Origin of the sequence: Pseudomonas fluorescens, assembly GCF_012974785.1 — a bacterium.
Classification (GTDB): Bacteria; Pseudomonadota; Gammaproteobacteria; order Pseudomonadales; family Pseudomonadaceae; genus Aquipseudomonas; species Aquipseudomonas fluorescens_BT.
Map to the genome: position 1 here is coordinate 316,280 of NZ_CP027561.1, position 19,518 is coordinate 335,797.

At 61.3% G+C, this 19,518-nt stretch carries 16 protein-coding genes; 7 read left to right on the forward strand and 9 right to left on the reverse strand.

The features are described from left to right. Positions 1-92 precede the first annotated feature (92 nt). From C6Y56_RS01365 to C6Y56_RS01375, 3 genes are all read right to left on the reverse strand, one after another. Complete coding sequence (locus tag C6Y56_RS01365) at positions 93-2,441, reverse strand: FdhF/YdeP family oxidoreductase (RefSeq protein WP_169428412.1); 2,349 nt, start codon at positions 2,439-2,441, stop codon at positions 93-95. After that, positions 2,438-3,277 carry a formate dehydrogenase accessory sulfurtransferase FdhD gene (gene fdhD / locus C6Y56_RS01370; protein WP_169428413.1) on the reverse strand — a complete coding sequence of 280 codons (840 nt, stop codon included), beginning with the start codon at positions 3,275-3,277 and terminating at the stop codon, positions 2,438-2,440. Before fdhD ends, C6Y56_RS01365 begins: the two co-directional genes overlap by 4 nt. Positions 3,278-3,369: 92 nt before the next feature. Continuing rightward, the gene (locus tag C6Y56_RS01375) at positions 3,370-4,257 is read right to left on the reverse strand and encodes a LysR family transcriptional regulator (protein WP_169428414.1); all 888 of its coding nucleotides are present in this window, start codon (positions 4,255-4,257) and stop codon (positions 3,370-3,372) included. A 137-nt stretch (positions 4,258-4,394) separates the two neighbouring features. Between C6Y56_RS01375 and lysM the strand changes: the two genes are divergently transcribed. Continuing rightward, positions 4,395-4,835: a peptidoglycan-binding protein LysM gene (lysM, locus tag C6Y56_RS01380; RefSeq protein WP_169428415.1), complete on the forward strand. Its 441-nt coding sequence runs from the start codon at positions 4,395-4,397 to the stop codon at positions 4,833-4,835. Between the two features lie 42 nt (positions 4,836-4,877). Here lysM and yrfG read toward each other — a convergent pair whose 3' ends face one another. Next, the gene (yrfG, locus tag C6Y56_RS01385) at positions 4,878-5,540 is read right to left on the reverse strand and encodes a GMP/IMP nucleotidase (RefSeq protein ID WP_169428416.1); all 663 of its coding nucleotides are present in this window, start codon (positions 5,538-5,540) and stop codon (positions 4,878-4,880) included. 88 nt (positions 5,541-5,628) lie between these two features. Here yrfG and nudE point away from each other — a divergent pair, with 88 nt between their 5' ends. Both nudE and cysQ read left to right on the forward strand, forming a co-directional pair. Then, a complete protein-coding gene (gene nudE, locus C6Y56_RS01390) occupies positions 5,629-6,195 on the forward strand; it encodes an ADP compounds hydrolase NudE (RefSeq protein ID WP_169428417.1) in 567 nt (188 codons plus the stop codon). 5 nt (positions 6,196-6,200) lie between these two features. Continuing rightward, a complete protein-coding gene (gene cysQ / locus C6Y56_RS01395) occupies positions 6,201-7,034 on the forward strand; it encodes a 3'(2'),5'-bisphosphate nucleotidase CysQ (protein WP_169432583.1) in 834 nt (277 codons plus the stop codon). A gap of 15 nt (positions 7,035-7,049) precedes the next feature. Here cysQ and C6Y56_RS01400 read toward each other — a convergent pair whose 3' ends face one another. The 4 genes from C6Y56_RS01400 to rfbC form a co-directional block, all read right to left on the reverse strand. After that, the gene (locus C6Y56_RS01400; RefSeq protein WP_169428418.1) at positions 7,050-7,505 is read right to left on the reverse strand and encodes a YiiD C-terminal domain-containing protein; all 456 of its coding nucleotides are present in this window, start codon (positions 7,503-7,505) and stop codon (positions 7,050-7,052) included. After that, entirely contained in the window at positions 7,502-8,887 is a 1,386-nt protein-coding gene (locus tag C6Y56_RS01405; RefSeq protein WP_169428419.1) for a sigma-54-dependent transcriptional regulator, read from the reverse strand. The genes C6Y56_RS01400 and C6Y56_RS01405 overlap by 4 nt, the downstream gene beginning before the upstream one ends. Then, a complete protein-coding gene (locus C6Y56_RS01410) occupies positions 8,884-10,692 on the reverse strand; it encodes a sensor histidine kinase (RefSeq protein ID WP_169428420.1) in 1,809 nt (602 codons plus the stop codon). The genes C6Y56_RS01405 and C6Y56_RS01410 overlap by 4 nt, the downstream gene beginning before the upstream one ends. Positions 10,693-10,796: 104 nt before the next feature. Then, complete coding sequence (gene rfbC, locus C6Y56_RS01415; protein WP_169428421.1) at positions 10,797-11,342, reverse strand: dTDP-4-dehydrorhamnose 3,5-epimerase; 546 nt, start codon at positions 11,340-11,342, stop codon at positions 10,797-10,799. Between the two features lie 309 nt (positions 11,343-11,651). Between rfbC and C6Y56_RS01420 the strand changes: the two genes are divergently transcribed. From C6Y56_RS01420 to C6Y56_RS01430, 3 genes are all read left to right on the forward strand, one after another. Beyond that, a complete protein-coding gene (locus tag C6Y56_RS01420; protein WP_169428422.1) occupies positions 11,652-14,564 on the forward strand; it encodes an aminotransferase in 2,913 nt (970 codons plus the stop codon). A 179-nt stretch (positions 14,565-14,743) separates the two neighbouring features. After that, positions 14,744-15,850 (forward strand): agmatine deiminase, encoded by a 1,107-nt coding sequence (gene aguA, locus C6Y56_RS01425; RefSeq protein WP_169428423.1) that lies wholly within the window; start codon positions 14,744-14,746, stop codon positions 15,848-15,850. 245 nt (positions 15,851-16,095) lie between these two features. Continuing rightward, complete coding sequence (locus tag C6Y56_RS01430) at positions 16,096-16,308, forward strand: hypothetical protein (protein WP_169428424.1); 213 nt, start codon at positions 16,096-16,098, stop codon at positions 16,306-16,308. 64 nt (positions 16,309-16,372) lie between these two features. Here C6Y56_RS01430 and C6Y56_RS01435 read toward each other — a convergent pair whose 3' ends face one another. Then, on the reverse strand, positions 16,373-18,463 hold the full coding sequence (locus tag C6Y56_RS01435; RefSeq protein ID WP_169428425.1) for a TonB-dependent receptor: 2,091 nt from the start codon (positions 18,461-18,463) through the stop codon (positions 16,373-16,375). Positions 18,464-18,718: 255 nt separating this feature from the next. Between C6Y56_RS01435 and C6Y56_RS01440 the strand changes: the two genes are divergently transcribed. Then, positions 18,719-19,387, forward strand: coding sequence for a DsbA family protein (locus C6Y56_RS01440; protein WP_169428426.1), 669 nt, complete (start codon positions 18,719-18,721; stop codon positions 19,385-19,387). The last annotated feature ends 131 nt before the right edge of the window (positions 19,388-19,518 follow it).

A 19,518-nucleotide genomic window follows, 5' to 3' on the forward strand; every position in this document is an offset into this window, starting at 1 on the left:
GCCTTTTTTGTGGGCGGTTGAAAAGTGTTCGCGCAGGAAAAGATCATTGATTCGGCTGCCGCTTTCGCGAGCGGGCTCGTTCAGGCGCCGTCTCAGGCTGACTTGGCCATGATCAGTCCCGTCTCACTCGCCGCCTCCAACCTGATTGCGATGAACTTCGACGTCGGCGTATGGCTGCCATCGCCGGTGCTTTCCAGCGGCACCAACGGGTTCACTTCAGGGTAATAAGCCGCCGCTTGCCCCGCCGGTATATCGAACGCCAGCAGCGTGAAGCCCTTCACCCGACGCTCGCGGCCATCATCCCACAACGACACGATGTCAGCCTTCTGCCCGGGCTTGAAGCCCAGGCGAATGATGTCCGCCTCGTTGGCAAACAACACGTCACGCTGTCCCTTCACGCCACGATAACGGTCGTCGAGACCATAAATCGTGGTGTTGTACTGATCGTGAGAGCGCATCGATTGCAGGATCAGGTCCGGCAGTTTGCCGGTGGCGCGGGTGCGTTCGTGAATCAGGTCCTTGGGCAGCAGGTTCGGCTTGAAGTTGGCCCGGCCCGATGTGGTGTTCCACTTGCGCGCGCCGGCGCTGTTGCCGAGGTAGAAACCGCCCGGGTTCTTCACCTTCTCGTTGAAGTCCTTGAAGCCCGGAATGGTGTCGGCGATCAGTTCGCGAATGCGCCGGTAGTCGGCCACCAGCCAGTTCCAGTCCACCGGTTTGCTGCCCAGGGTTGCGGCGGCGATGCCGGCGATGATCGACGGCTCCGAGCGCATCTGGTTCGACAGCGGCTGCAGCTGACCATTGGAGGCGTGCACCATGCTGAACGAGTCTTCCACGGTGACGGCTTGCGGGCCCTCGGTCTGGATGTCGATGTCGGTACGGCCCAGGCACGGCAGGATCAATGCGTCCTTGCCGTGGGCGAGGTGGCTGCGGTTGAGCTTGGTGCTGATCTGCACGGTCAGGTCGCAGTTGCTCAGGGCCTGGAAGGTGCGCGGGCTGTCCGGCGTGGCCTGGGCGAAGTTGCCGCCCAGGCCGATGAACACCTTGGCGCGACCTTCGGCCATCGCGTGAATCGCCTCGACCACGTTGTGCCCGTTGTGGCGTGGCACCTTGAACTGGAAGCGACGCTCCAGGGAGTCGAGGAACGCCACCGGCGGACGCTCGTTGATGCCCATGGTGCGGTCGCCCTGCACGTTACTGTGACCGCGCACCGGGCACAGACCGGCGCCGGGCTTGCCGATGTTGCCGCGCAGCAGCATCAGGTTGGCGATTTCCTGGATGGTCGGCACTGAATGGCGGTGCTGGGTGATGCCCATCGCCCAGCACATGATCACGTTCTTGCCTTTGGCGTACATGCGCGCCGCTTGCTCGATCTCGACCAAGGTCAGGCCGGACTGCGAGACGATCTGCTCCCACGGCGTGTCATCGACGACGCCCAGGTATTCCAGCACGTTGACGCTGTGTTCATTCAGGAAATCGTGATCGAACACTGCCGGTGCGCCGGCCTTCTGCGCATCGCGTTCCCATTGCAGCAGGAATTTGGCCATGCCGCGCAACACCGCCATGTCGCCGCCCAGTGCCGGGCGGAAATACGCGGTGTTGGTCGGTTTGTCGCCATTGGTGAGCATTTCGATCGGGTGCTGCGGGTGCTGGAAGCGTTCCAGGCCGCGCTCTTTCAGCGGGTTGATGCACACCACCTGAGCACCGCGTTTCACCGCTTCACGCAGCGGCTCAAGCATGCGCGGGTGGTTGGTGCCGGGGTTCTGGCCCCAGACGAAAATTGCATCGGCGTGTTCGAAGTCGTCGAAGGTCACGGTGCCTTTGCCGACACCGACACTTTGCGCCAACGCAACACCGCTGGCCTCGTGGCACATGTTCGAGCAGTCGGGGAAGTTGTTGGTGCCGAAGGCGCGCACGAACAGTTGATACAGGTACGCCGCTTCGTTGCTGGCGCGGCCCGAGGTGTAGAACTCGGCCTGATCCGGACTCGACAGCGCTTGCAGGTGTTTGCCGATCAGCGCGTAGGCATCGTCCCAGCTGATTGGCTTGTAGCGATCGGTTTCGGCGTCATACACGACCGGCTCGGTCAGGCGACCTTGATACTCGAGCCAGTAGTCGCTCTGTTCCAGCAAAGCGGTGACGCTGTGTTTGGCGAAGAATTTGCCGTCCACCCGACGTTTGGTCGCTTCCCAGTTCACCGCTTTGGCGCCGTTCTCGCAGAACTTGACCATGCCGCTTTCCGGGGAGTCGCCCCAGGCGCAGCCCGGGCAGTCGAAGCCGCCGTTCTGGTTGGTCTTGAGCATCATGCGCAGGTTCTTCAGCGCATTGTCGCTGGTCAGCCAGGCCTGGGCCACGCTGATCAGTGCGCCCCAGCCGCCGGCAGCGCCCTTGTAAGGCTTGTAGCGCGGGACGGGTTTCTGGTCGGCTTGATGGTGTTGGCTCACGAGTGTTTCTCCATTTCTGGGCTATACACCCGCGGCGCGTTCTTCTGCGGCAGGTGGATGAGATTGAGGTGGTGGCGCCGGGCCCATTGCACGGCGAGGCCGGTGGGCGCGGACAGACTGACGAGGGTCTGGATGCCGGCACGCAAGACTTTCTGGATCAATTCGAGGCTGCAGCGGCTGGTGACGATCGCCAGGCCGCCGGTTGTGGATATCTTTTGTCGGATCAGGCCGCCGATCAGTTTGTCGAGAGCGTTGTGCCGGCCGATGTCTTCACGACCCAGCAGCAATTCGCCGCTGGCATTCATGAACACCGCCGCGTGCACCGCGCCGCAATGTTGGCCCAATGGCTGGAAGGCGCCGATGCGTTGGCGCAGACCGTCGAGCCATTCGGCGGGCGGCAACGGTGCGCCGGGCAAAACCTTGAGATCAGGCAACGCCTGCTCCACTGCTTCGACGCCGCACAACCCGCAACCGCTGGTGCCGGCCAGTTGCCGACGCTGCTGCTTGAGGTTCCAGAAGGCGCGGTTGGCGATGGTCACTTGCGCGTATTGCGCCGAGCCCGCACCGGTCAGTTGCAGGTCGTAGATGTCCGAGGCGTCTTCGATGATGCCGCTGCCGAGGCTGAAGCCGACGATGAAGTCTTCAAGGTCGGTCGGGGTGACCAGCATCACCGCCTGGCTGATGCCGTTGTAGGCAATCGCCAGTGCGACTTCTTCGGCCAGCGCGGTGCTGGCCGACTCCGCCAGGGGCAGGTCGCTGTAGCTGTAGGTCTGACTGGCGGCGGGCGCGGGCGTTTCGAGAGCAGGCGCCGCGCAGGCCGGGCGCTTGGCGTTCATGGCATCACCGAGGGATTGATCAACGTTAAGACTAGGCGCGGCAACTTGTCGCGTCTAATCGCTAGTGTCGATCTATCGATAGATGCCGTCGATCAAGCGGCCGCTGGCGATTTCTGATAAAGCGCGAAACAGGCCTCGGCCAGTGCCGAACGCGGGGCGCCGCGGCGCATGATCAAGCCCAGGCGGGCGAGGGTCTGGGCGTTTTCGATCGGTTGCAGGCGCAGGTGATCGGTGAGGCTTTCGAGGCCGCCGTCCAGCGGCATGATCGCGCAGCAGAATCCGCCGTGCACAGCTTGTAACAATTGATGCACTGCGTCGGTCTGCAACAACGGCTGTGGTGTCAGGCCGCGGCTGTGGAAATTGTGGTCGATGGACTGGCGAAAGTGCATGCCGCTGGTGAGCATGCCCAGCGGCAGTTCGATCAGCGCCTGCCAGCTCAGCGGTGCTTCGCCGAAACTGAAGGAACGCTGATCGTAGAGCAGGCCCATGCGGGTTTCGTCGAACGCCAGGGATTCGAAACGCTCATTGTCGAGACGATCCAGATAGGACACGCCGATGTCGATCCGGTTGTCCGCCAGTTGTTCGAGGATCTGCTCCGAACTCAGCGCCGACAGCTCGAAACGCAGGTCCGGGTGTGCGGCGTGCAGGCGTTGCATCAGCGGCAGCGGGTCGAAACTCGACAGTGGCACGACCCCCAGACGCAAGGTGCCAATCAGGTTGCCGCGACAGGCTGCCGCTTCCGCCTGCAGGCCGTCATAAGCCGCCAGCACCGTGCGCGCCCAGGCCAGCACGCGTTCACCAGGTGCGGTGAAACCTTCGAAGCGCTGGCCGCGATTGACCAGCGGCAGATCGAGTTCTTCTTCGAGGCTGCGCAGGCGCATCGACAAGGTCGGCTGGGTAATGTGGCAGCGGGCGGCGGCCTGGCCGAAGTGGCGGGTTTCGTCGAGGGCGATGAGGAATTTCAGCTGCTTGATGTCCATCTTCGCTCCGGGGCGCTGGCAAGGGTGGGCGATTCTACCGCTTGCGCGAGGGCAGGGTCATTGGTCGGGCCGGAACCGGGCTGGTTCGCGGTGGTCTAGGCTTGGGCGTCTGGAACCTAAATCAAGGAGTGTGCGCTATGAGTCTTTTGGACTTTGTAAAAGAAGCAGGTGAGAAACTGATCGACCTGCTGACCCCCGGCAACGCCAATGCCAGCGAGCAATTGAAGGAACATATCAGCAAGGTCGGGTTGGGTAACCCGAATGTCCACGCCACCGTGGACGGTGACAAGGTGACGGTCACCGGCGAAGTGGCAAGCCAGGAAGAGAAAGAGAAGATTCTGCTGGCCGTCGGCAATATCCAAGGCGTGGGCAGTGTCGATGACCAGATCACGGTCACCGGGCCGGTGGTGGCTGCCGCACGTTTCGTGGTGGTGAAAAAGGGCGACACCCTCAGCGCGATTTCCCTGGCGGTGTATGGCAATGCCAACCAGTACAACAAGATTTTCGAGGCCAACAAGCCAATGCTGTCACACCCGGACAAGATTTATCCGGGGCAGACACTGCGTATTCCTGAGTAACAACACGCCTGCAGGAGCAGCCTTTGGCGGCTCCTGCAGTCTTCAGAGCCCGGCAATCAAATCCCGGTAATCCTCGACCGCCGCAAACTCCCCGGTGTCTTTCGGCCCTTTGCGGCTGTCCGGTTCCCTGACGGCCAACAGATGCGCCACGCCGAAATTCCGCGCACTGCGCAGGATCGGCAAGGTGTCGTCGATGAACAGGCTGCGCGCCGGGTCGAAGTCGATGTCGGCCTGCAAGGCGTCCCAGAATTGCGGGTTCTCCTTGGGAAAACCGTAATCGTGGGAACTGATCAGCCGCTCGAAGTACGGTGCCAGTTCAATTCGTTCCAGTTTCAGCGACAGCGAATCACGGTGCGCATTGGTGATCATCACCACGCGTTTGCCGGCGCGTCTGAGGGCAGCCAGAAACGTGTCGGCGTCGGGACGCAGGGCGATCAAGTGGGCGGTTTCCAGCTTCAGTTCGCGCACCGACAGCTTCAGCTCCGCGCTCCAGAAATCCAGGCAATACCACTGCAATTGACCGGCATGGCGTTCGAACAACGGCTGCAACTCCATCTCCGCCATGGCCCGGCTCACGCCGTGCAGTTCGGCGTAGCGTTGTGGCAAGTGTTCCAGCCAGAAATGGTTGTCGAAGTGCAGATCCAGCAACGTGCCGTCCATGTCCAGCAGAACGGTATCGATGTCGGACCACGGTAATGAAGGCATGGCAACGTCTCGAACGGTAGAAAGATATCCGACGCAAACAATCGGAAAAGCCGCGTTATAGTAGCGCGTTCACGCCAAGGAGCTTTGCATGCGCCAGAAACCAACCGTACTCGCCCGGGAAATCGTCGCCACCAGCCGTCTGTTCTGCGTCGAAGAGCTGAAGCTGCGCTTTTCCAATGGCGTGGAGCGCACCTACGAGCGGCTGGTGGGCAAGGGCGCCGGTTACGGCGCGGTGATGATTGTGGCGATGCTCGATGCGGAGCACGCGGTGCTGGTCGAGGAATACTGCGGCGGCACCGACGAGTACGAACTGTCACTGCCCAAAGGGTTGATCGAACCGGGCGAGGACGTGCTGGCGGCGGCCGAGCGCGAGCTCAAGGAAGAGGCGGGCTACGGTGCCCGGCAACTGGAACACCTGACCGAGCTGTCGTTGTCCCCCGGTTACATGAGCCAGAAAATCCAGGTGGTGCTTGCCAGCAATCTGTATGAAGAGCGCCTGGAAGGCGACGAGCCGGAGCCGATGCGGGTGGACAAGATCAACCTGCGGGACCTTTCTTCATTGGCGCAAAATCCGCAATTTTCCGAAGGTCGGGCCTTGGCGGCGTTGTACCTGGCCCGCGATCTGCTGACCCAGCGCGGCTTTTTTCAGTCATGAGTGAGATGTCTATGAGTTTTCCCCATCCGTTGATGGCGCCGGTGGTTGAACTGGCGTTGCGGGCCGGCGAGGCGATTCTGCCGTTCTGGCGTGCCGATGTGGCGGTGACCGCCAAGTCTGATGATTCGCCGGTGACTGCTGCGGATATCGCCGCGCACGAGGTGATCGTGGCTGGCCTGACCGCCCTGGATCCGAGCATCCCGGTGTTGTCCGAAGAAGACGCCAGCATCCCGCAGAGCGTGCGCGCCGGCTGGCAGCGCTGGTGGCTGGTGGATCCGCTGGATGGCACCAAGGAATTCATCAGCGGCAGCGAAGAATTCACCGTCAACATTGCCTTGATCGAAAATGGCCGGGTAGTTTTTGGCGTGGTGTCGATGCCGACCAATGGGCGTTTCTACGTCGGTGGTGCGGGGCTGGGTGCCTGGCGTGGCGATAAGGGCGGTACGCCAGTGGCGATTCAGGTGCGTGACGTGCCGGGGCCTGGCGAAGCCTTCACCGTGGTCGCCAGCCGTCGCCATTCGAGTCCGGAGCAGGAGCGGCTGCTGTCTGGTTTGAGTGCAAGCCTGGGCGAATTGCAACTGGCCAATATCGGCAGTTCGCTGAAATTCTGTCTGCTGGCCGAAGGCGCAGCGGATTGCTATCCGCGGCTTGCGCCGACATCCCAGTGGGACACGGCGGCGGCGCAAGGCGTGCTGGAAGGCGCAGGTGGCGAGGTGCTGAGTTTGAACGGAGAAGCGTTCTGCTACCCGGCGCGGGAAACACTGCTGAACGAGTTCTTCCTGGCGCTGCCGGCAAAAGCCGCGTGGCGCACGAAGCTGCTGGAACTGGCCCGTTCGTAAGCGCACTTCCACACCTCAGCGGTGCAGGACGTACTGCCCGCTGAAGGTCACCGCATCCTCATCGCTACCCGCATTGACGACTCGCGTTTGCAGTGTCAATCGCGCCCGCCCGTAGCGCTGATACATCGTCAGAAACTTCTTCCACACGGCCGCATTCGGCGCTGCGCAGATGGCGTTGGCATCGCCGGTAACCGGCAGCGGATAACTGATCTGTCCTTCCTGGATCACGATGTGTCCGTCGGTGATGCCTTCTTCCTTCAAGCGCAGATGCAGCCAGCCCCAGCCGGCCAGCACTGCGCCGCAATACAGACTGCCGCCGAACATGGTGCTCTTGTGATTGACGTTGGCTTCCAGTGGCAGGTGCAGACGCAACTCACCCTCGTGCCAGTCAAGCACTTTGAGGCCCATGTCCCGGGTCAGCGGAATGTCGTGATGGAGGACGGATTCCAGATAGCGACTGTCACGATTCATTCGGATTCGTCTCCATGGCTGCTGCTGTCGGCGAAGTTCAGCCCGTGCTTGCGCAGTTTGTCGTGCAGGGTCTTGCGCGGAATACCCAGCGCTTCGGCGAGACTGCGCACCGAGCTGTGCGAACGGGCCAGTTCGGCGGCGATCAGCGACTTTTCGAAATTTTCCACCTGTTCACTCAGGCCTCCACTCGTGACCTCGATGGTGCCACTGCTGCCGTCGGTCTGAGTATTGTCCAGCGCCAGTTCCAGGCCGAGGGCGAAACGTTCCGCCGCGTTCTGCAATTCGCGCACATTGCCCGGCCATGAGTGACGCAGCAGCAACGCCCGTTGTGCCGGTTGCAGTTCATGAGGTGGCAGACCGTGGCGGGCGCTGGCTTCATCGGCGTAGTGCTGGAAGAGCACCAGCGCGTCTTCGCCCCGCTCACGCAGTGGCGGAATGCGCAGCGGCGCCACGTTGAGGCGGTAATACAAGTCCGCCCGGAACCGTCCTTGATCGGCGGCCTGGCGCAGGTCTTCCTTGGTCGCGGCGATGACGCGGATATCCAGCGGGATCAACTGATTGCCGCCCAGCCGTTCGACCACTCGTTCCTGCAGCATGCGCAGCAGTTTGACCTGCACGTCCATGCTCATGCTCTCGATTTCATCGAGAAACAACGTGCCGCCATTGGCGAATTCGAATTTACCGATCCGGCGTTTTTGCGCACCGGTGAATGCACCGGGCTCGTGGCCGAACAGTTCGCTTTCCACGACCGACTCGGCCAGTGCCCCGGCGTTGATCGCCACGAACGGGCCGTTGCGCCGGCTCGACAGGTCGTGCAGTGCGCGGGCGACGACTTCTTTGCCGGCACCGGTTTCGCCGAGGATCAGGACATCAGCCTTGGTCGCGGCCAGTGCGCCGATCTGCTCGCGCAGACGCGCCATCGGGGCGGACTGGCCGACCAGTCGCGCGCTCAGCTCGTTGCGGTCGCTGAGGGCCATGCGCAGGCTGCGGTTGTCCAGCACCAGGCGCCGCAGGGCCAGTGCGCGGCGCACGCTGTCGAGCAGGGCGTCGCTGGCAAACGGCTTTTCGAGGAAGTCGTAGGCACCGGCGCGCATGGCCTGCACGGCCAGCGGCACGTCGCCGTGGCCGGTGATCAGCAGCACGGGCAGCTCAGGGTCCTGGGCGTGCAGTTCGCTCAATAATTCAAGACCGTCCATGCCGGGCATGCGGATGTCGCTGACCACCACGCCAGGCCAGTCACGCTCCAGTTGGGCGGCCAGGCCCTTGGCTTCGGACAGCGGAAGGATTTTCAGGCCGGCCAGATCCAGCGTCTGGCCCAGGGCCTGACGCAGGTGCGGATCGTCGTCGATCAGCACCACCTGAATGCGGTTGTCGATGGTCATGCACTTCGATCCTCGGACGGTTGCAGGCTGACCCCGGGCGCGCCGGCGCGCAGCCGCAGGGTGATCAAGGCGCCACCTTGCTTGTGGTTGGCGAACGACAGTTCACCGCCGAAGGCGCGCATCAGGGTTTCGCAAATGGCCAAACCCAGACCCAGGCCCTGCGTACGGGTCTTGGTGGTGTAAAACGGTTCGCTGGCGCGGCCCAGGGCTTCCATGCAAAACCCCGGGCCGTTGTCACGAATGTACAGATTGACGCCTTCACCGGTGGATTCGGCACTCAGCCACAATTTGCGCGGCGGGCCTTTCTCGGTCAGGGCATCGAGTGCGTTGGCCAGCAGGTTGCCGAGCACCTGGCGCAGACGGGTTTCCCCGGCCTCGACCCACAAGGTTGCGGCGGGCAGGTCGCGGATCAGCTCGACATCCATACTCCGACGGCGTTTGGCCAGCAGCGCCAACGCATCGTCCAGCGCCGGTTGCAGGGCCACGCTTTCCGGGGCGTGACGATCGCGGCGGGCGAAGGCGCGCAGGTGAGCGATGATCGATGCCATGCGCCCGGTCAGTTCGCTGATCAATTTAAGGTTGCCGCGAGCGTCGTCGGTGCGCTGATGGTCAAGCAGCACCTCGGCGTTTTCCGCGTAACTGCGGATCGCCGCCAGCGGCTGATTGAGCTCGTGACTGATGCTCGCCGACATGGTGCCCAGCGCCGACAGCTTGCCGGCCTGCACCAGATCGTCCTGAGCGCGCACCAGCTCCTGCTGGGCGTGCTCGCGTTCCAGCACTTCCTGTTTCAGGCGCCGATTGAGGCCCTCCAGATCGCTGGTCCGTTCGGCAACCCGACCTTCGAGTTCACGTCGGGCCTTGGCTTCGAAGGCAATCCGTTCCAGATAGTGTCGGCGGCGCTGCATCATCAGCCCGAGCAACAGCATGACCACCAACAGCGTGGCGCCGCCAACGGCCACCACGGTCCGCACCGGACGGTCGATCAAGGTGCGCGGAGCAAGAATGCTGACGCTCCAGCCGGTTTCCTCGATCGCCCGGGTCTGGGTCAGCCAGGCTGTCGAGCTGAGATTCAGCGGACGCGGTGAGCGAGTCGGATAGGGCTGAATGGCGGTGATCGCCGAGCGTTCATCGTCATTTAGCGGACGGGTCGAGCGGAATCGCCATTCCGGGCGCGACGTAAGGATGACCACGCCGTTGTGATCGGTCACCAGCAATTGTTCCGGGGTTTTTCCCCACAGGCTTTCGGTGTGGTCGAGATCGACCTTGATTACGAGCACGCCGATGATTTTTTCGCCGTTGCGCACGGCCGCCGCAAAGAAGTAACCACGCTTGGCGGACGTGGTGCCAAGGCCGAAGAAGCGCCCCAGCCGCCCGGCCATCGCTTCGCTGAAGTAAGGCCGGAACGAGAAATTGCGCCCGACGAAACTGTCATGCTTGTCCCAGTTCGAGGCCGCCAGCGTCTTGCCGGTGGTATCCATCAAGTACATGACTTCGGCACCGGTCTGGGCGGCGATGTTCTTCAGCAGGCGATTGGCATTGCCCTGAGTGACACCATCGTCCGGAGCACCGACGACCGCCCGCAGGGCCGGCAGGTCGCCGAGGATCTGTGGCAGCACTTCGTAGCGATGCAGGGTGCCCAGCAGGTTGGCGACGTAGAGGTCGAGTGTCTGGCGGTTCTGCCCGATCAGTTCACTGCGGTAATAGCGCTCGGCCAGATGTTGCAGCGGCCACAGCAGCGGGGCCAGGCACAGGGCCAGCAGGGCGAGGCTGCGCCAGCGAGGTCTGCGGGGAAGGGGTGGAGTCATGATCCTCAAGCGCCTGGGGGAACAGGCGCATTATGCCCGGGCCGGGCTTGATCTGTGCATCCGCTTTTTTTGGATACGCGTGCGTGGAAGATTCACACAGGGAATCAGGAAAAGACTTCGGCGTCCTTGAAAAAAGCTGCGGTCTGGTCCTTGGCAGACAGCGTCGGCGCTTCAGTCAATTGCCAGTCAATGCCAAGGTCCGGATCGTTCCAGCGAATGCTGCGTTCGGCCGCCGGGGTGTAGTAGTCCGTGGTTTTATAGAGGAACTCGGCGTAGTCGCTCAGCACCAGGAAACCATGGGCGAAACCTTCCGGAATCCACAGTTGGCGGTAATTGTCGGCGGACAGGTGTACAGCCACCCATTTACCGAAGTTCGGCGAGCTGCGGCGAATATCCACCGCCACGTCGAGAACTTCACCTGCGGTGACCCGCACCAGTTTGCCCTGGGTATGTTGCACCTGGTAATGCAAACCGCGCAGTACGCCTTTTTGTGATCGGGAATGGTTGTCCTGGACGAAATGCGGAGTGATACCGGTTGCGTCCTCAAAAGCCTTGGCATTGAAACTTTCGTAAAAGAAACCGCGCTCGTCACCAAATACCTTGGGTTCGATGATCAGAACACCCGGTAGGTCGGTGGTAATTACATTCATGAAAAAATTCCAAGTAAAGGTGGAATGACCGATATTTTTGCGCAAAGTGCCGGAGCGCGCGAGTTCTGATGTTTTTTATAGTCTATCGGGTCGCTACCGGCCATCGGGTAGACCACTACGGTAGTTCTGATCCTTCAGGGTGAGGTGGAGGGGCGTGGAACGCAATCTGAAAAACCTGTGGGAAAAGTCACCTTTAATGATAGTCGTGTGTATCGGCAGTCATTAACCGATCTGAACCGATTTAAGGGGTTGCTTATCGTCTGAAGCAATGGCGATATAAACGCCTTATAAAAATACAGGGGTCGCTTCATGTCGTTCGCCACGCTGATTCACCGCGCCAGTCTGCCCGGCCCGCAGGTCACTGCGGAGCAAGCCTTGCAAGTGTTGGAGCAACATTACGGGTTGGGCGGCACATTACAGGCGCTGGGCAGCCAGCAGGATCTCAACTATCGCGTAGACAGCGAACGCGGGCGATTCGTACTGAAGATCTGTCGCGGCGACTATTCGCTGGTGGAGCTGCAGGCCCAGCATGCCGGCCTGAAGTATCTGGTCGAACATTGCGATGTCCACGTTCCCCGGGTCATCCCGGCCAGTGACGGCCAGGACCTGTTGTCGCTGGAAATCGGTGGAGAAGCGGTGCACGTGCGGCTGCTCGACTACATCGAGGGCCAGTCTCTGACGGCCCTGGATCATCTCGGCCACGAGGTGGTTGCCGGATTCGGTCGACTCTGCGGTGAAATGGATCTGGCCCTGGCCGGGTTCGACCATCCAGGACTTGAACGTACATTGCAGTGGGATGCGCGCCATGCCGGCGCCCTGATCGAGCACCTGCTGCCAGTGATCGAGGACCGGCAACAGCGCGGTCTGATCGCCGATGCCGCCGAGCAGGCTCGACGGCGCCTGCAACCGCTGCTGGACAAATTGCCGGTGCAGGCGATCCACATGGACATCACCGATGACAACGTGGTCTGGCAGCGCGATGCCCGGCGTCACTGGCAAATGCAAGGCGTCATCGATTTCGGTGATCTGGTGCGCACCTGGCGCATCACCGATCTGTCGGTCACCTGCGCCGCGCTGCTGCATCACGCCGGGGGCGATCCGTTCGTGATCCTGCCGGCGGTGCAGGCCTATCACGCAGTCAATCCGTTGCAACACGAAGAATTGCAGGCACTGTGGCCGCTGATCGTGACGCGCGCGGCAGTGCTGGTGCTCAGTGGCGAGCAACAGGTCAGCATCGATCCGGGCAATACCTACAGCCGTGACAATCTTGCGCATGAGTGGGAAATCTTCCGGGTCGCCACTTCGGTGCCTCTGGCGCTGATGGAAGCGGCGATCCTCTCGGCGGTCGGGCAGGCGTTGCCAGCCATCGACAGTGAAGGTTTCGCACCTTTGTTGCCGGAGCTGGTGGGGCGCGAATTCGCGTTGATCGATCTGGGTGTTCTGAGCGCGCACTTCGAGGCGGGCAACTGGGAGCAGCCGGTCATCGATCAACGTCTGTTGAGTGAAGCCGCCGCGATCCATGGTCTGGCTGCCAGTCGATACGGGCAGTACCGTTTGTCCCGCACCCGGCCTGACAGCGCCGGGGAACCTGAGACGTTTCCGCTGCACGTCGAGTTGCGTGTGCCTTGCGGGGCAGCAGTCGAAGCGCCGTTCGCCGGCGTGCTGCATCTGTCGGCTGACGGCGCGCTGCGACTCGACGGCCCGAATCTGAGCGTGCGCCTGTGGGGTGTGACGCCCTCGCTGCACAGCGGCGCGGCGCTGGTCAAAGGACAGGTTCTGGGATCGGTGGACGGTCCGTTGATTGTGCAACTGGTCCGCGATGCGCATCTGGAGGCGCCGCTGTTCTGTACGCCGACCCGTGCTCCGGCGTGGCAGGTACTGTCGCCATCGCCGGCAGCGCTGCTGGGCCTGGCCTGCGACGCCGAGCCCGAGCTGGATGCGAAAGCCCTGCTTGCCCGTCGTGACGCCAGTTTCGCCCGCACTCAAAAACATTATTACGTCGACCCGCCGCGTATCGAACGCGGCTGGCGCAATCACCTGATCGACATGCAAGGCCGTTCCTACCTCGACATGCTCAATAACGTCGCGGTGCTCGGGCACGGTCATCCACGCATGGCGGCGGTCGCGAGCCGACAGTGGTCGTTGCTCAATACCAATTCGCGGTTCAACTATGCGGCGGTCGCCGAGTTTTCCGAACGTTTGCTGAAACTGGCGCCGGAGGGCATGGACCGGGTGTTCCTGGTCAACAGCGGCAGCGAAGCCAATGATCTGGCGATTCGCCTGGCCTGGGCCTACAGCGGCGGGCGCGACATGCTCAGTGTGCTGGAGGCCTATCACGGCTGGACGGTCGGCGCAGATGCGGTGTCGACCTCGATCGCCGACAACCCGCAGGCTCTGAGCAGTCGTCCGGACTGGGTGCACCCGGTGACCGCGCCGAATATCTATCGGGGCGAATTCCGGGGGCTCGATTCGGCGCCGGACTACGTGCGCAGCGTCGAACACAACCTGGCCAAAATCGACGAGCAGAAACGCCAACTGGCCGGGTTCATCTGCGAGCCGGTCTACGGCAATGCAGGCGGGATCTCGCTGCCACCCGGTTATCTGAAAAAAGTTTATGAATTGGTGCGTGCTCGAGGCGGTGTGTGCATCGCCGACGAGGTACAGGTCGGTTATGGGCGTATGGGGAATTTCTTCTGGGGCTTCGAAGAGCAAGGCGTGGTGCCGGACATCATCACCATGGCCAAGGGCATGGGTAATGGCCAGCCGCTGGGCGCCGTGATCACCCGGCGGGAAATCGCCGAAGCGCTGGAGGCCGAGGGTTACTTCTTCTCGTCCGCTGGCGGCAGTCCGGTGAGCTGCCAGATCGGCATGGCCGTGCTTGATGTGATGGAAGAGGAAAAACTCTGGGAAAACGCCCAGGTGGTCGGCGGGTACTTCAAGCAGCGGCTGGAGGCATTGATCGATAAACATCCGCTGGTCGGTGCGGTGCATGGCTCGGGGTTCTATCTGGGGGTCGAACTGATCCGCAATCGCCAGACCCTGGAGCCGGCGACCGAAGAAACCACGCTGCTGTGTGATCGCCTGCGGGAGCTGGGGATCTTCATGCAGCCGACCGGCGATGACTTGAACATCCTCAAGATCAAACCGCCGATGGTCACCTCGCGTCAGAGTGTGGATTTCTTTGTCGACATGCTGTCGAAGGTGCTGGAAGAAGGCCTCTGAGACTGTGATAGTCCGATTAATACCGATTTCTATCGGTATTAATCGGTAAAAACAAAACTCGATATTTGTTTTTAGCTTTTAAAGTCGATATTTATCGTTTATAAAGTCGCTATCGTCCGTCGTCCAAACCTGTTCGGCGCGTTGAACAACCTCGACCGTTCCCTGGAGTCCTGATCGACATGACCACCTTGAAAAGTACCCCACGCGCCGATGGCTTCTACATGCCGGCCGAGTGGGCGCCGCAAACCCAGACCTGGATGATCTGGCCCGAGCGTCCGGACAACTGGCGTCTGGGCGGCAAGCCGGCGCAGGTTGCTCATGCTGCCGTGGCCAAGGCCATCGCGCGTTTCGAACCGGTGACCGTGGCGGTGTCCGCCGGCCAGTACGAAAATGCTCGCGCGCGCCTTGATGTGCCGAATATCCGCGTGGTCGAGATGTCCAGCGATGACGCCTGGGTCCGCGACAGCGGCCCGACCTTCGTGATCAACAACAGCGGCGAAGTGCGCGGTGTGAACTGGGACTTCAACGCCTGGGGCGGTTTTGACGGAGGCCTGTATTCGCCGTGGAACCGCGATTCCCAGGTCGGTGGCAAGATCCTCGAGATCGAGCGCAGCCCGCGCTATCGCACCGAAGGCTTTGTGCTCGAAGGCGGCTCGATTCATGTCGACGGTGAAGGCACCCTGATCACCACCGAAGAATGCCTGCTCAACCGCAATCGCAACCCGCACCTGGGTCGTGAAGAAATCGAAGCGGTGCTGCGCGACAACCTGTCCGTGGACAAGATCATCTGGCTGCCGGATGGCCTGTTCAACGACGAAACCGACGGCCATGTGGATAACTTCTGCTGCTACGTGCGTCCGGGCGAAGTGCTGCTGGCGTGGACCGACGATCCGCAGGATCCGAACTACCCGCGCTGCCAGGCTGCGATGAAAGTGCTGGAAAGCAGCACCGACGCCAAGGGGCGCCCGTTCACGGTGCACAAGATGCCGATTCCGGGGCCGCTGTTTGCCACCGAAGAGGAATGCGCAGGCGTGGACCCGGTGGATGGCACTCAGGAGCGCAACCCGAGCGTGCGTCTGGCCGGTTCCTACGTGAACTTCCTGATCGTCAACGGCGGCATCATCGCGCCGAGTTTCGACGATCCAATGGATGCTCCGGCCCGTGAGATTCTGCAGAACCTGTTCCCGCAACACGAAGTGGTGATGGTGCCGGGTCGCGAACTGTTACTGGGGGGCGGCAATATTCACTGCCTTACCCAACAGCAACCCGCTCCGCACAAAGAGTGAGTGCAGATGTAACAGCTTGAGTTGATTGGAAAATCGACCGGGCAGTCATTTGTTGCCTACGCTTGAAGAGAAACCCGCAGCCCGTCAGGACTGCGGGTTTCTTTATATCCGCCTGTCGGCAGTTTCAACACATTGGCATAGCTCTTGTATCGCTTATGACGCACTAGGGAGGGGGGAGAACTTCAACAGTTCTGTCATAAACCTTGGATAACGTAGCCGCTCACGAACGGGGAGAGAGCGCGGAAATGAACGCCGAAGTGAACGTAATCAGCGAGCGGACGATGCATCCCATGGCTGTAAATAGTGAGTCGCTCCAGATTGTCGCGCACTGGTTGAAGTCCAATGGAACGCGTCAGATCAGGGAACCTGATCCGCGCCGGATGATGATCGAGCGTTACCCCGCTGGCCTGTTCAGCGAGGCCGAACTGGACGCATTGTGGGATGTGATGGAAGGATAAGAAGAACAGACAAGGATTGTAAAAAGCGCTGCCGGGATGGCAGCGCTTTTTTTATGGGCGTGAATCAGAAGCTGTAGGTACCGGTCATGACCAGGCTGCGCGGCGCGCCTGGCTGGATCTGGAAGGCGCTGGTGGCCGACGCGTAATACTCGCGGTCGGTGATGTTGTTCAGCGCTGCGCGCAGGTCCCAGTCCTTGTGGCGGTAACCGACCAGAGCGTCCCAGCGCCCATAGCCCGGCAGCACGGTGGTGTTGGCGTTGTCGGCGTAACGCTGGCCGACCAGGGTCAGGCCGGTTTCGCCGTACCAGCCCATCTCCGGTTTCCAGGTCAGGAACAGGCTGCCGTTGTGCTTGGCGACATTGTTGACGCGTTTGCCTTCCAGGCCGTTGTTGTCCTTCTCGATGGTCGCGTCCTGCACGCCGAAGCCGCCGCGCACGTACCAGTTGCCGACGATCTTGCCGGTACCGGTCAACTCGATCCCCCGCGAACGCTGCAGACCGCTGAGTACAGTCAGGGTCGGGTCGTTCGGATCGGTGGTGCGACGGTTGTAGAGTTCCAGCTCGTAGATGGCGAGGGTGGTGCTCAGGCGATCGTCGAGCCAGTCACTCTTCACTCCAATCTCTTTCTGCTTGGTCAGTTCCGGGCTCAGGTCGTTGGTATTGCCGGCTGCGCCTGGAGTGATACCGATCAGACCGCCGCCCACCGGCGAGAAGGTCTTGGTCCACGAGGCGTAGAACGAGTGGTTCTGCAGCGGCGTCCAGACCACACCGAAACGCGGGCTGGTGCTGTGGCTGTCACGGTCCTCGGAGATGTTGCGCAGTTTGTTGGTCGACTCGATATCGAAGGTGTCATAGCGCAGGCCTGCCAGCAGTTGCCATTGATCGTTCAGGCGCAGTTGGTCCTGAACGTAGATCGCGCGACTTTCGACTTCTGTATGGCTGCTGCTCGACACCTGCATACGGCCGTTGTGGCGCAGATTGCGATCCGGGTTGTACAGGTCCAGCGATGGCACTGCGGAGCTGCCGCGTCCGGAGGTTGCCGCGTTGTACAGCGTCGGGTCGCGGCGCTGGCTGCCGGTTTCGAGGCCGGTCAGCAAGCGGTGTTCGAGGCCGAAGGTGTCGAATCCACCTTCCAGTTCGACGTTGTTGAATACGTTGCGGGTGGTCAGGTCCTGTTGCCAGTGCTGGCGGGTGACCTTGTTGGTCTTCGCATCGAAACCGGTGAGGTAGGTGTTGTCGAAATCGCTGTCGAGCTTGAACACACCGAGGGTGTGGCGCAGTTGCCAGTTGTCGTTGATTTCATAGCTCAGCTTCGAGCGCAGGGACTGTGCCTTGTCATCGATGAAGTCGTGATCGTTGCCGTAGGTCGTGTCTCGGCCAACATCCGCCGGACGTCCACCGACGCCGGGAATGCCGCGATCCGGCGTACGGTTGTAGCGGCTGTATTCGTACTGCACCAGCCAGTTCAGGTCAGGCGTAAGCTGCCAGCTCATCGACGGCGCAAACAGTTTGCGGTTGCCGCTGACACCGTCGCGGAAGCTGTTCTCGTCCATGTTGCCCATGTTCAGGCGCAGGCTGATGTTCTCGCTCGGGTCGGCGCTGAGGTCGGCGTACAGGCTGCGCAGATCTTCGCTGCCGCCCTGGGCCTCGATGGTCGAGCGGCGGCCGGATTCGGGCGCCTTGCTCACACGGTTGACGATCCCGCCCTGGCTGCCACGGCCGTACAGCACGGCGGCCGGCCCCTTGAGCACTTCGACGCGTTCGATGTTGTGCAGATCGCGCTTGTACTGGCTGTCGTCGCGGATGCCGTCCAGATAGAAGTCGTTGCTGGCGTCGAAACCCCGGATGCGCAGGCTGTCGAAGCGCGTATCGCCTGCGCCGCTGACGTTGGGAATCCCGCTCAGGGCGTCTTCGATGTCATTGATGCCGTAATCCGCGACGTTGGCAGTCTTGATCGAATCGATCGCCTGCGGCACGTAGCGCACGGGGGTGGACGTACGGGTTGCGGTGTTGCTGACCTTTACGCGCGGGTCGTCGGCCTGCGCTTCAGCGCTGATCGAAGTGGCGGGAAGTTCGGTCGCGGAGTAAGCGAAACCGGAGGACAAAACGGCAGAAAGCCCAAGCGTGACGGGCGTAAGACGGAACGGGGCAGGCATTGAAAAGCGCATCCGAAAGGGTGAAAGAATTCAAACGCGCGGATGGTAATGCTTTGCATTTGCTTCCGTTAATTATTCCTGAAAGGTTCCTTGGTTTGATTGTGTCAATTTATTTCATGTTTGTGTCGGAGCGGACAATGAGCGCATTTGACCGATTGCCGAAACAGACTGAAAGCCATTCCGGCGTTTTTCCGCAACGACCCATGGACTAATGTGCCGGCATCATTTTTCCCATCTTCCAGCCGGAGCTTTTCGATGACTCTTCATTACATCTACGACCCGCTGTGTGGCTGGTGCTACGGCGCCAAGCCGCTGGTACAGGCCGCACAGCAAGTTCTGCCGGTGATCGCCCATGCTGGCGGCATGATGACCGGTGCCAACCGTCAGAGCGTTTCACCGCAACTGCGCAATTACGTGATACCTCACGACCGACGCATTGCCGAATACACCGGACAGCCGTTTGGCGAAGCCTATTTCGAAGGTCTGTTGCGTGATCACACGGCGGTATTTGATTCCACGCCACCGATTGCCGCTGTCATGGCAGCAGAACGCCTCGATGGGCGTGGCCTGGAACTGCTGGGTCGTTTGCAAACCGCACACTATGTAGAAGGCCGGCGGATTGCCGATGAGGTCGTGCTCGTGGAGTGCGCGGTAGAGATGGGCTACGAGGCGGACACTTTCCTCAAAAACCTCAAGGCCACTGATACCGATCAACACATAAAGAACAGCCGCGCATTGTTGGCGAAACTCGGTGGTCAAGGCTTTCCAACCTTTGCACTGGAACAGGACGGTCAGTTCACTCTGATCGATATCGGCCCGTGGCTCGGCAAACCGCAGGCCTTTGCACAGTGGTTGAGCGAGTCCGTTCCGTCGGCACCCGTGGTGCAAGCCTTGCCGGTCTGTGGCCTCGATGGTTGTGCGTGAGCGGACATCAAAAAACCTGATTACTGGCAATTCCCAGCACGCAGCCATCGTAAAATTTACTTTTATTAGACGATTTTTGCCTATTTAAAGACGATTCTTGAAATTGACACATTGTTCAGGGCGCGGCTACG